This is a genomic window from Streptomyces sp. NPDC087906 (assembly GCF_055584925.1).
The window spans coordinates 95,927-107,975 of sequence record NZ_JBVJLC010000002.1 but is presented as its reverse complement, the minus strand read 5'-3'; the positions used below and the strand labels follow the sequence as shown (position 1 = coordinate 107,975).

The following is a 12,049-nucleotide window of genomic DNA, read 5'->3' as shown; positions in this document are numbered from 1 at the left end:
CGCAGGTTGTAGCCTTGGCCGCCGATTCTGCGGCACCACGGGGGCCTTGCCGCAAGCCCCCCGGTGCGCTATAAATTAAGAGTGGCGAGGAGAGGGTTCTCCTTGCCTTTCCTTTTGCCCACCGTGACCGGCACGATCGGCCGCCACCTCGCACACGTGGGTCAAGGCAGCCGTGTCACTCGTCAACGCCCATGGGGATGTTGAGCTGGTCGGCGATGCTGGTGAGGGCGGTGCCCAGCGGGAGGGTGACCCGGGTGTCGGCATAGCGGTCGCCGCGGGTGGGGTCGCGGTTGACGATCAGTACGGGCTTTCCGGCCTGGGCCGCCTGGCGGACGAACCGCAGCCCGGACATGACCGTCAGGGAGGACCCGAGGACCAGGATCGAAGCTGCCTCGTCGACCAGGGCGCGGCAGTGTTCGACCCGTGCGGGAGGTACGTTCTCGCCGAAGAAGACCACATTGGGTTTGAGGATGCCGCCGCAGTGTGAGCAGGGCACCACGCGGAAGTCCCCGATCTGTTCGTCGGTGAGGTCGGCGTCCCCGTCCGGGTTGATGACGGCGGCCCGCGGCTCGAAGCCCGGGTTGGCCTCCTCCAGTCGTCGGGCCAGTTCGAGACGGGGTGTGAAGGACCGGCACGACAGGCAGACGACGCGGTCCAGGCTGCCGTGCAGTTCCACGACGTCCAGGCTGCCGCCGGCCTGGTGCAGGCCGTCGACGTTCTGGGTGATGACACCCGACAGGATTCCGTGGCGCTGGAAGGCGGCGACGGCGCGGTGTCCGGCGTTGGGCCGGGCGCGGCCGAACGTGCGCCAGCCGAGATGGCTGCGCGCCCAGTACCGCCGCCGGGCCTGGGCGCCCGCGGTGAAGTCCTGGTACGTCATCGGGGTGTGCCGGCTCAGGCTCCCGCCCTCGCCCCGGTAGTCGGGGATGCCCGACTCCGTGGAGATGCCGGCCCCGCTCAGGACCAGCACACCGCCGGCGCGCAACGCGTCAGCGACCGGCTGCAGTTGGGTGCTGCCCGGCGGCAGATCCTCGGTGGGCGTCCAGCTCAGGGTGGGGCGCATGCGCATACGGCCAGGATACGGGCAGGCCCGCCGCGCTCCGTGGGCGTCGCGGGCATGGCCCCGCGACGCGGATCTCGTACTCTCCGTATCCGCTCTGCCACGGGTTACGCGCGCACCCGCCGCGTCGCCAGCGACGCGAGGATGATCTCCCGCGACGCGCGGACCGTGGCCGCGAAGGCGGCCGGGTCCCGCCCGATGCGCTCGGCGCCCGCCCGCATGACACCGGACAGCAGCTCCACCGCGAGAGGTACGTCGCCCACATCACGGAACTCACCGCGCGCGACGCCGTCCCGGACGACGTTCTCCACCTTGACCACGATCGTGTGGAACGGGCTCTCCGGCCCTTTCGGCACCTCGTCGACCAGCGGACCGGAACCAGGCCGGAACATCAGTTGCATGGACTGGTCCGTCGAGGCCTCCAGAAACGCCTCGATGATCTCCCCCATCCGCTCGGCGGCCGGACTCCCGGACCGGGCGGCGATCCGGGCCACCTGCTCGACGGCGGGCCGGCTCGCCCGCTCGGTCAGCGCCAGGACCAGCGTGCCCTTGTCGCGCGCGTAGTTGTACAGGGTGTTGCGTGCGAGGCCTGCTCGGGCGGCGATATGGCCCATGTTGATCGAGTCGTAGTCCCGTTCGAGCATCAACTCCCGCATCGCCGAGGCGAGGTCGGACCACACCATCTCGTGGTGTTCCTCGATGCTGGCTCCCCGGATTCGCGGCATCCGATCATTGTCCTCCCACGACGGCTCTCCTGTCGCCCAGGGCCGGGAACCTGTCGCCCAGGGGCGAAGACCGCCTGTACCAACGCCGGCCGGGCCTGCTAGACGCCTGTCCGAGGCGCGTTCTCCTGGTACGTCGCGGTGAGTTTCACGCGGCTGAGGCGCCAGCCGTCCGGAGTGCGGACCGCTTCGTTGTCGTAGAAGCCGACCACCAGCCAGCGATTGGGTCCGCCGCTGGTCAGCTCGTCCGGCAGCCAGTGCTCGGCCCGCACGTGCGCGTGGATCGTCGCAGAGTCGCCGTTGATGTCGACTACATGGCCGGTGACGGCGTGGTGGGTCGCCAGGAAGGGCGCGAACGCTGCGCGGACGTTCTCGACGTATTCAGCGAGCGGCACGGTCATCGGCGGCATGCCGGCAACCGATTCGAAGTCGACCGTGAGCGGGTCGGTGAAGACGAGCTTGGGCAGCTCGGCGAACTCCTTCAGGTCCGCGATGTCGGCATAGCGGCCGAGCAGTTCGATGAGATCGGCGCGATCACTGAGCGTATTCATAAGAAAGGCTCCACTTCATTCACGAGATGGCTCGCGAGATCATTCACACTCTTTGCGACGACCTGTCGTAAAGATTACGACAGGTCGTCGCGAAAATTAAGTGTGTGCCAGGATGCTCGGCATGTCTGATCGCGCACTGAGCTTCGGAACGGTGGCGGCGGCGTACGAACGGTTCCGGCCGGGGTACCCCGTGGAGCTCTTCGACGCGGTGACGGCGTACGCGGGTCGGCGGCCCCGTACCGCCCTGGAGATCGGCGCCGGGACAGGCAAAGCGACCCGCCTGTTCGCTCGACGGGGCGTCAGGGTCACCGCGACCGAGCCCGACGCGGCCATGCTTGCCGAGCTGCGCAAGCATGTGCCGCCGAGCGTCACGACGGTGCGAGCCGCGTTCGAGGACGTGCGACCGGGTGCGCGGTACGGGCTGGTCTACGCGGCGGCGGCGCTGCATTGGACGCGCCCGGAGGACCGGTGGTCACGCATGGCCGCCCTGCTGGAGCCGGGCGGCGTGTTCGCCTCGTTCGGCGGGCCGATTGAGTTGGCTGACCCGGCTGTTGAGGAGGCCGTCCGCGCGGCGCGGGCGCCGTTCCTGGCGAGCGACTCGGTTCCGTCCCCGGACGGCACGCCTCCGGAGCACGACATGCAGTGGCCGGGTACGGAACTTCTCCGGTCCGAGTGGTTCGCCGACGTTCAACAGTCGGTGATCGAACGGCGCCTGACGATGAGTGCTGCCGACTACGTCGGTCAGCTCTCGACCATCTCGGCCTATCTCGTACTGCCGCCCTCGCGGCGCGAGCAGGTGTTCAGCCGGATCACGCGGGTGCTCCCCGAGACGGTCGAGATCGCCGCCGACATCACCCTCCATCTCGCGCGCCGGCGCTCCGAGCGGTAGGTCAGCAGGGCGGCGAGGCCCGGCGTCGTCCGGCCAGGACGCCCCAGGGGGTCCCAGGACGTCCTAGGACGTCCCAGGCGTCAGTGTGCCGAGGACCATTGGCCCTGACGCCGTACGACGAGTACGCCGCCGGCCGTCAGCAGGAACGCCGCCGCCGTTCCCCCGATGAGCAGGCTGCTGTCGGTGCCACTGGCGGCCAGGGTGTCGGTCTGCGTCACGGCGCCCTGCGTGCTCCCGCCCGACGTGGCGGCACTCGACGGGCCACCGGTCGGCCCCGAGCCCCCGGTCGCTCCGGAACCGCCGCCCGCAGCGGTGGGGTTGACGACGACGCGGGCCGCGTTGTTCTTCGGATTCTCGTCGAAGGGCAGTGTGCCCGAGCGGTGATCGCCCTTGACGAAGGCCACCCTTCCCGTGGCGTTCTTGACGACCTTGTCGATCCGCAGCCGGAAGGGATACGCGCGCTCGCTGTGCTCGTCGGCGTAGTCGTACGGCGTCGTGCAGTGGTACGCCGTCGGCTTGGCACCTGTCCCTGCCGGAGCGCAGAACTCGGGGGCCTGCACCACCGTCGTACCGCTCGGGACACCGACGTCGAAGACGCCGATGGGGGAGGGGGCGTCGTTGGCGACCCAGGCGGGGCCCTTGTTGGCGAACGACACGTCCGCCGTGACCGTGTCGCCCGCCTTGCCCCGTACGGTGGAGCCGGTCAGCGCGAAGTCGGCCGTGTTCTTCGCGGTGATGTCGACGTCCAGCCGCTCGTACCCGTAGGTGGCACCGGGATCGGCCGGCGGCTGCTGTTCGACGAGCCGCAGCACCGCCTTGCCGTCCCCACCGTCGTCAGCTCCGCCGGGGAGGCCGGCCGGATCCTGCTGGATGGTGAGACTGAGCTGCTCGTACAGCGCGCGGTCCGCGAGCGTCACACCCACAGGCTTCTCGGGCGCGTAGACCGAGCCCGGCTCCAAGGTCTGGTCGACGGCGCAGACCGCGTTCACCTGGGCAGGCCCCTCGTCCTGCGCCGGGGTGTTCTCGTAGCGGCAGTTCGCGTACTTCTCGGCGAAGGCGAGTCCTTGCGAGCCGTCGATGTACAGCGCGACGTGCGTCGCGGGTGCCGTTCCTCGGTTCGTCACCGTGAACGACACGGCCTGCGCGCTTCCGGGGCGTACTCCCTCGATGGGCGCGGTCACCCCGAACGCCAGCTCGGCGCCCGGCTCTTCGCGGCCGGCGGCGGTGGCGGCGGGAGCGGAAGCCAGCGCCCAGGCGAGTGCGGTGGCGGTGCCCACCGCAGCCGAACAGCGCAGCGCGGCGGCCATGGAGACGGGTCTCATGGAGCTCCTTCGAGGACGTGCGGCCACGGACCACCGCCCCGCACGGGTGAACAGTTGCGAAAGAAGACTCCTCCGGATGCTGAACAGTTGTACGGATGCGGTACATGCGCCATTCATCGAGGAGCGGGCCCCGGGGAGGTCAGTCCGTCGCGTGGCGGTGGCGCTGGTAGTGGCGGGCCGAGCGGGCGCGGTTTCCGCAGCCCGCGGAGCACCATTCCCTGCGCGGGTGGTTCTTGAGGAAGTACAGGACGCACCCCGGTGCGAGGCAGGCGCGTAGCCGGCGGCGGGTGTCCTCGCCGAAGAGTGTGACGGCGTCCTCGGCGATGGCGGAGACGGCGGCCGCGGCGGCCTGCCCGCTGGTGCGGGTACGGCGTGCGGGTTCCTGACCGGGTGTCCAGGAGAGGGCCGACCAGCGGGGTGTGTCGCCGGAGGCGCGGTTGAGCGCGGTGACGGCCGCGTGCAGTTCCCGGGTGCCGGAGGCGGCCGCAGGGCGCGGATCCGCGGTGGCCTCGGCGGCCAGTCGGCGCAGGGCGTCGCGCAGGCCGACCAGCCGCCCGCCGAGGCCGTCGAGGTCGGACGCGGTGAGTGCGTCGAGGTCGCCGGGCGCCAGCAGGTCGGTACGGGAGCAGACGGCGTGCAGCCAGGCGCGGGTGGCGTCGGGGTCGCCCAGCGCGTCGTGCACGCCGTCCCGGTCCGCCCAGATGGTGTTCATCAGCTCCACGGGGAGCGGTTCGCCCAGGAGCGGTGCATTGGTGTCCACGCTGCGAGGTTACCGCGCTTCTAACGGTTACGTATGGCCCCAACCGTTTGACATGGCGGGTGGCGGATGCCACGCTGCTTCTAACGGTTGGTGTGGTATCCAAGCGTCAGAATGTAGCGTCAGAAGTCCGACAGGTCGAAGGAGTGCTGCTGTTATGACCGGTTCCGCCCTCGGCGACGACACGGCACGACGATCGACCGCGGGCTTCCACGAGGGTGAACTCGCCGTACAGCGGCAGGCGGGGGTGGCGAGGGACGCGGCCCGGCTCGCGGGCATGCTGGCCCCCGCCGAACTGCGCGGCGGCGTCGCCCGGTTCCTGGGGGACAGGTCGTTCGCCGCGATCACCGCACGCGACACCGAAGGCACTCTGTGGACCTCCCCGCTCGCCGGGCCGCCCGGTTTCCTCCACGTGGCCGCACCGGGTGCGCTCGACGTACGGACCCTGCCCGCCGACGGTGACCCGCTTCGCCACCTTCCGGTGCCGCAGCCGGTCGGGCTGATCGTCGTCGAGTTCGCCATCCGCAGACGCCTGCGGATCAACGGCACCCTGTCCCGTACGGACGGCGAAGGACTGCGCGTCGAAGTCGAGCAGGCGTACGGCAACTGCCCCCAGTACATCCAGAGCCGGCACCTCCACCTCGCGCCGACCACGGCCCGCGGCGCGGTGCCGGTCCGGCACGCAAGCGCCCTCACCCAGGCGGACACCGACCTGATCCGCCGGTCGGACACGTTCCTGATCGGCACCACCCATCCCACCCGGGGCAGCGACGCCTCACACCGCGGCGGGCCGCCGGGTTTCGTCCGCGTCGAGGACGGACGGCTGTGGTGGCCGGACTACTGGGGCAACAACATGTTCAACACCATCGGCAACCTTCAGACGGACCCGACAGCCGCCCTGCTGTTCTGCGACTTCACCACCGGTCGCACCCTCCACCTGTCCGGTCGGGCCGATCTGGAGTGGACCGATCCCGGTGTCCCGGGGGACGACGACGGGACCGGGCGCCGCGTGCATTTCACCCCCCGGCGCGTGGTGGCCGGCCACCTGCTGCCCCTTCTGGCCGACACTGTCACCGCGGCGCCCGACAATCCGCCGCTCACCGGCCGGCACTCCGCTCTGTGAAGGACCCCCCGCCGAGGCGGACCGGGGGGCCTTCAGGTTGCTGCGGTTGCGGTTGCCGACCTCACGTATCGCGATGCCCCGGCGTCTACTGAATGTGTCCCTGGACGGCGGCCCGCACAGCCGATCACGCGGAGAGCGTCAGGAGGTCGACCATGCCCGAACGCAACCGAGTCACCCCCACCGGCGAGATCATCGCCACGCCTCTGCGGGGCGCCTGGACCGGCAACCGGGGGATCCTGCACGAGGGGCACGACATCGTCCGCTCCCACGCGGGCAACCTGTGGATCACGTGCGCACTGCGGTTTCGCAACCGGCGGCGCGAGCAGTGGGCCCCGCACCACTGGACGAGTCTCTACTTCCACGACGAGGCGGTGTCGTTCGCCGCAGGGCACCGGCCGTGCGCCGAGTGCCGTCGCGAGAGCTACCAGGCGTACCGGGACGCCTGGGCCGAGGGCCTGGGCGTCCAGCCACCCACCGCCGGTGAGATGAACCGCCTGCTGCACGCCGAACGCATCCACCGAGGCACCCACCGCCGGCGCTACCACGCCCTCGCGTGGCGTGATGTGCCGGAGGGGGCGTTCGTCCGCACCGAGGACGGGGTGCCCGCCCTCGTACTCGACGGGCACCTCGACGGGCATCTCGACGGGCACCTGGACCGGCACCTCGCGGAATGGACGCGAGAGGGGTACGGGAGACGCCGGGAACTGCCCGCGTCCGGTACGGCGACGGTCATCACGCCTCCCGCGACGCTGGCCGCCCTGCGCGCCGGCTACCCCGTGCAGATCGACGAGTCCGCCCGGTGACGCGGCCCGGAGACCACCGCCGGAGCAGCACAGCACCCCCCGGCACACCACACACGAAGGACGATCACATGCCCAGCGCACCCAAGCCCACCAGCAGCATCGACGAGCGCGTCGCAGACCAGGACTGGGACGCCGTCAGCGCCGAACTCGACGCGTACGGCAGCGCCCTCACCGGGCCGCTGCTGTCGGACGCCGAGGTCTCCGCCCTCAAGGACCTCTACGAGGACGAGGGCTCCTTCCGGACCACGATCGACATGGCCCGCCACCGGTTCGGCTCCGGGCAGTACAAGTACTTCACACACGACCTGCCGACCACCGTGCTCGGTCTGCGTACGGCCTTCTACCCGCACCTGCTGCCCCTCGCGCGGGAGTGGGCGCACAAACTCGGGCGCCCCGCCCCGTGGCCCGACCCGCTGGACGAGTGGATCGCCGCATGCCACGCGGCCGGACAGGAACGGTCCGCGCAGATCCTGCTGCGCTACGGGCCTGGCGACTGGAACGCCCTGCACCGCGACGTGTTCGGGGAGATGGTCTTCCCCCTGCAGGTCGTCGTCGGCCTGGACGAGCCTGGCGTGGACTACACGGGCGGCGAGTTCCTCATGACCGAGCAGCGGCCCCGCGCGCAGTCCCGAGGTTCGGCGACCAGCGTCCCGAAGGGCCACGGACTCGTCTTCACCACCAGGGACCGGCCCGTGGCGTCCAAGCGCGGATGGTCGAACGCCCCGATGCGCCACGGAGTCAGCACCGTACGCTCCGGTTCCAGGCACACCCTCGGCCTCGTGTTCCACGACGCGGCCTGACAGGCGTCCCGACCGGACCGCCGAGCCGGACTAAAGACCACGGCGGGAACGTTGTGAATCGGTATGCACGGAGAATATAAGGTGCCCGGCGGGAAGCTGGTCGTGGTGGATCTCGACGAGCGTGACGGGGTGCTGCGCGACGTCCGCGTCGCCGGCGACTTCTTCCTCGAACCGGACGAGGCGATCATGGCCATCGACCGCGCGCTGGAAGGCGCTCCCGCGGACAGCGAAGCCGCCGAGCTGGTCAGGCGGGTGGTGTCGGCCCTCCCGGAGGACACGGTCATGTTCGGGCTGACGGCGGAAGGCATCGCCGTCGCCGTCCGCCGGGCCCTCGCCCAGGCCACGGACTGGCGTGACTACGACTGGCAGTTGATCAGCGAGGGCCCGCAGTCGCCTGACCTGCACATGGCCCTCGACGAGGTGATCACCGCCGAGGTCGCCGCAGGCCGGCGCCCGCCGACGCTGCGCGTGTGGGAGTGGGGCGGACCCGCGGTGATCATCGGAAGCTTCCAGTCCCTCCGCAACGAGGTCGACCCGGCGGCCGCCCAACGGCACGGTGTCACCGTGGTGCGGCGGATCTCCGGCGGCGGGGCGATGTTCGTGGAGCCCGGCAACACCATCACCTACTCGCTCTCGGTCCCGGCGTCGCTCGTATCCGGGCTGTCCTTCGCCGATTCGTACGCCTACCTGGACGACTGGGTCCTGGACGCCCTCGGTGACATGGGCATCAAAGCCTGGTACCAACCGCTCAACGACATCGCGACCGAGGTCGGCAAGATCGCAGGCGCGGCCCAAAAACGCGTCGTGGGACCTGACGGCGGTCCGGGCGCGGTTCTCCACCACGTGACGATGTCCTACGACATCGACGCGGACAAGATGCTGGAGGTCCTGCGGATCGGCCGGGAGAAGCTGTCCGACAAGGGAACCCGGAGCGCGAAAAAACGCGTCGACCCCCTGCGCCGCCAGACAGGGCTGACGCGCGAGGCTGTGATCGACCGCATGATCGAGTCCTTCCGGGCCCGCTACGGCCTGGCGCCGGGACAGGTCACCGAAGCGGAACTCGCCCGCGCCGAGGACCTGGCGGCCACCAAGTTCAGCAGCCCGGAATGGACCGCCCGGGTGCCGTGAGACCGCCGGTACGGCCGCCGGTCGGCCGTTGAGGCCGCTACCGAGCGCGTGGAGATCTCGATACGGAACTCGCATTCGTCGATCGGTCATCCAGTTTTCCTCGGTAGCCCAGGGCAACGCTGAAGGCGCCTCAGGCTGCGCTGAGTTGGGTGCCGCGGCGCCAGACGGCGCGGGTGTTGAGGGTGTCGGAGATGGTCGTGGTGGGGTCGCCGTCGACCAGGAGCAGGTCGGCGCGCAGGCCCGGGGCGATGCGGCCGCGGTCGGTCAGGCCGAAGCGGCGGGCGGTGGTGGCGGTGGCCGCGTGCAGGGCCTGGCTCGGGGTCAGGCCCGCTCGCACGAGGTACTGCAGTTCGTGGTGGACACTGGCGCCGTGGGCAAGGCCGCCGAGGAACGGCAGCGCCATGGAGACATCGGTGCCGACCAGGATGTCCACGCCGGCATCCCGCAGGGCGAGTACGGAGCCGAGCACATCGGTGAGCTTGCCCTGCGGGTAGTGGTCGAAGCTGCTGCGCAGCGTCGTCGTCCAGGCCTCGTCCAGGCGGGCGGCCACCCGGGGGTCGTCAGCCAGTGCGTCGCCCGTGATCCCCATCATGGAGGCGTTGAGCACGACGCAGGGCACGACGAACGCGCCGGAGTCCTTGATCAGGGTGATGATCTCGTCGGTGTGGGGTCCGTCCATGAACAGGTGGACCAGTCCGTCGATGCCCGCCTCGACGGCCATGCGGGTCGCCTCGATGGTCAGGGCGTGCGCGACGGTGAGCTTGCCGAGCCGCTTGGCCTCCGCGACGCCGGCGTTCAGTGTGGCCTGGTCGAGCATGGGCAGGCCGGGGTGGCCCTCGACGGAGCCGTCGTCCACCATGAACTTGATGTAGTCCGAGCCGCGTTCGATCAACTGCGGGATGAACGCGACAGCCTGCTCCGGGGTGGTGGAGAACGGCATCAGGGGCGCCGGTCCTGACGGCCTGCCGGACCCGGCCCCGGCGCTGTCGTCGGCGCCGGGCGGCGGGCCCGGACGGAAGCCCTCGGGGAACAGCTCGCTGGGGTGTCCGCCGGGCGGGGCGATGCCGAACCCGGCCGAGCGTACGTCGGCCACGGTGTCGTCGCCGGTGATGTGCGCGCGGTTGTCGGCCGTGTGCGTGCCCTGCATCTCCAGCTCGGTCGTCACCCCGAACCGCAGCGCCAGGGCCAGGGACTCCGCATTGGTGTGGACGTGGGCGTCGATCAGACCGGGCAGCAGCGTCGCACCCGCGCCGTCGACCACCTCCGCACCGGCCGGGACGTCCCCGCCCACCGCCAGGATGCCGGTCCGGTCGAAGACGACGGTGGTCGCCTCCAGCGTCCGGCCGCCGTCGAAGATCCGTGCATTGATGATGGCGGTGCTCATGGCTGCTTCCTGTCCGTTGTTTGAGCCGAGGTGACGCAGGGATCTTTGGCGCGCCACGAGTCTCATGCTGTCTTGCATACGCGTGCAGTATTGCACGTAAATGCGAACGGCATCGATCTGCGGATATGCTGCGGGGGTGAACAGGACCGAACCACCGGGCCCGGACCAGGTGCCGGACGCGTTGCTGGACGCCGTCGGTGCCGCGTTCGCCCGGATGCGCCGGCGCACCGCGCTGGTGGATGTCGACCCGCCGGTGACCCGCAAGGACATCACCCGCAACCAGCTCATCAACATCGTCGACGAGGCCGACGGCGAGATGACCGTCGGCGGCGTCGCGTATCAGCTCACCGTCGACCCGTCGGTCGCCAGCCGCATGGTCACCGACTGCATCAGCGCCGGATTGCTGGAGCGGGTCGCCTCCCAGGCCGACGGCCGCCGTACGGTCCTGCGCCTGACCGAGGAGGGCATCGCGCTGCGGGACCGCTTCCGCAGCCAGCATCGCCAGGCCTTCGTCCACCTCACCCGCGACTGGCCGGAGGCAGAACGACGCGAATTCGCCCGACTGCTCGTCAAGTACGCGGATGCCACCGCCGAACTCGGCCCCCGCACCGGCCCAGGCACCGGCTCCTGAAAACCGCCCGCGGGCGGCAACAGGGTTCCCCGTCGTTCAGTCGGTGATGTCGACGCCGTAGGCGCGTGCGAGGGCGTCGAGGCCGTGGTCGTAGCCCTGGCCGACAGCGCGCAAGCGCCGGACCGGGCCCCTGCGGTAGATCTCCGCCAGCAGCAGGGTGCGTTCGGTGGTTGCGGCGTCCAGGGTGGCTCGGGCCAGAAGCGCGCCGTTGCCGCCGGGTGCCGCACCGATCCGGATCGCACCGACCGTCCCGAAGCTGGCGGCGCCGTCGATGGCGGCCGCGACGACGACCTTGCGTGTGGAGGGCGGCAGTGAAGCCAGGTCGAGGGCGATGGTCTGTTCGGCGGGGCCGCCGGTCAGCAGCCGCACAGTACCGGCCGGGCTCTCCGGAGCCCCGTAGAAGACGAAGTCCTCGTCGAAGGTGACCTGTTCGTCCTCGTCGAGCAGGAAGGCGACGACGTCGATCTCGTACCCGGACTGCGGGGCCCAACCGGCGGTGACGTACCACTCCGGTGCGGGTCCGCCGTGCGGCATGGGCAGATCGACGACGCCGCCTCTCGGCACCACCAGCGGCTGCTGAGGCCGGGGCCCCTGCTCAGCCGTGGCCATGGTGGCGGTCGGCGCTGCGAGCCGGCTCACCGAGGTCATCATGTTCAGCCCGGCGGCAACCGCCCGACCGACAAGCTCAGCGCGGGCGTGGGCGGTCTCACCCGTGATCGCGATCTTCATTCCTTGCCGCAGAGGCCCGCGTGGATCCGGCCGTCCCCGATTGCGGTACGCGCACGGGGTTTTGGGCGGCTTCGGAGTGAACTGGGACTCCGCCCTGGGCGGACAGCTCACCAGGGGCAGGGGCAGATCGAGCCGCGCCGCCGCCCGTCC

General features: G+C 70.6%; 12 protein-coding genes and 1 pseudogene. 6 read left to right on the top strand and 7 right to left on the bottom strand.

Translation table 11 applies throughout. The features are described from left to right. Positions 1-175: 175 nt before the first annotated feature. From ACZ63I_RS05770 to ACZ63I_RS05760, 3 genes are all read right to left on the bottom strand, one after another. Complete coding sequence (locus ACZ63I_RS05770; protein WP_469335729.1) at positions 176-1,069, bottom strand: NAD-dependent protein deacetylase; 894 nt, start codon at positions 1,067-1,069, stop codon at positions 176-178. A gap of 98 nt (positions 1,070-1,167) precedes the next feature. Continuing rightward, positions 1,168-1,785, bottom strand: a complete 618-nt coding sequence (locus ACZ63I_RS05765) for a TetR/AcrR family transcriptional regulator (RefSeq protein WP_469335727.1) — start codon at positions 1,783-1,785, stop codon at positions 1,168-1,170. A 98-nt stretch (positions 1,786-1,883) separates the two neighbouring features. Continuing rightward, positions 1,884-2,333: a nuclear transport factor 2 family protein gene (locus ACZ63I_RS05760; RefSeq protein ID WP_469335726.1), complete on the bottom strand. Its 450-nt coding sequence runs from the start codon at positions 2,331-2,333 to the stop codon at positions 1,884-1,886. Positions 2,334-2,454: 121 nt separating this feature from the next. Between ACZ63I_RS05760 and ACZ63I_RS05755 the strand changes: the two genes are divergently transcribed. Then, the gene (locus ACZ63I_RS05755; RefSeq protein WP_469335724.1) at positions 2,455-3,222 is read left to right on the top strand and encodes a class I SAM-dependent methyltransferase; all 768 of its coding nucleotides are present in this window, start codon (positions 2,455-2,457) and stop codon (positions 3,220-3,222) included. Positions 3,223-3,302: 80 nt separating this feature from the next. Here the strand turns inward: ACZ63I_RS05755 and ACZ63I_RS05750 are convergent, their stop codons facing one another. Beyond that, positions 3,303-4,544 (bottom strand): COG1361 family protein, encoded by a 1,242-nt coding sequence (locus ACZ63I_RS05750; RefSeq protein WP_469335722.1) that lies wholly within the window; start codon positions 4,542-4,544, stop codon positions 3,303-3,305. 139 nt (positions 4,545-4,683) lie between these two features. Next, positions 4,684-5,304 (bottom strand): CGNR zinc finger domain-containing protein, encoded by a 621-nt coding sequence (locus ACZ63I_RS05745; RefSeq protein WP_469335720.1) that lies wholly within the window; start codon positions 5,302-5,304, stop codon positions 4,684-4,686. 154 nt (positions 5,305-5,458) lie between these two features. Between ACZ63I_RS05745 and ACZ63I_RS05740 the strand changes: the two genes are divergently transcribed. The 4 genes from ACZ63I_RS05740 (at position 5,459) to ACZ63I_RS05725 (ending at position 9,155) form a co-directional block, all read left to right on the top strand. Then, entirely contained in the window at positions 5,459-6,424 is a 966-nt protein-coding gene (locus ACZ63I_RS05740) for a pyridoxamine 5'-phosphate oxidase family protein (RefSeq protein WP_469335719.1), read from the top strand. Positions 6,425-6,576: 152 nt separating this feature from the next. Next, complete coding sequence (locus ACZ63I_RS05735) at positions 6,577-7,227, top strand: hypothetical protein (protein ID WP_469335717.1); 651 nt, start codon at positions 6,577-6,579, stop codon at positions 7,225-7,227. Between the two features lie 68 nt (positions 7,228-7,295). Continuing rightward, entirely contained in the window at positions 7,296-8,027 is a 732-nt protein-coding gene (locus tag ACZ63I_RS05730; protein ID WP_469335715.1) for a 2OG-Fe(II) oxygenase, read from the top strand. A gap of 63 nt (positions 8,028-8,090) precedes the next feature. Continuing rightward, positions 8,091-9,155 (top strand): lipoate--protein ligase family protein, encoded by a 1,065-nt coding sequence (locus ACZ63I_RS05725; RefSeq protein WP_469335713.1) that lies wholly within the window; start codon positions 8,091-8,093, stop codon positions 9,153-9,155. A gap of 130 nt (positions 9,156-9,285) precedes the next feature. On the opposite strand, the gene ACZ63I_RS05720 is transcribed toward ACZ63I_RS05725, so the two are convergent. Further along, on the bottom strand, positions 9,286-10,539 hold the full coding sequence (locus tag ACZ63I_RS05720; protein WP_469335711.1) for an amidohydrolase family protein: 1,254 nt from the start codon (positions 10,537-10,539) through the stop codon (positions 9,286-9,288). Positions 10,540-10,675: 136 nt separating this feature from the next. On the opposite strand from ACZ63I_RS05720, the gene ACZ63I_RS05715 reads away from it, so the two are divergent. Continuing rightward, on the top strand, positions 10,676-11,170 hold the full coding sequence (locus ACZ63I_RS05715; RefSeq protein ID WP_469335709.1) for a MarR family winged helix-turn-helix transcriptional regulator: 495 nt from the start codon (positions 10,676-10,678) through the stop codon (positions 11,168-11,170). A 36-nt stretch (positions 11,171-11,206) separates the two neighbouring features. Here ACZ63I_RS05715 and ACZ63I_RS05710 read toward each other — a convergent pair. Continuing rightward, positions 11,207-12,046: pseudogene (locus tag ACZ63I_RS05710) on the bottom strand (TerD family protein); the annotation flags it as partial. Positions 12,047-12,049 lie beyond the last annotated feature (3 nt).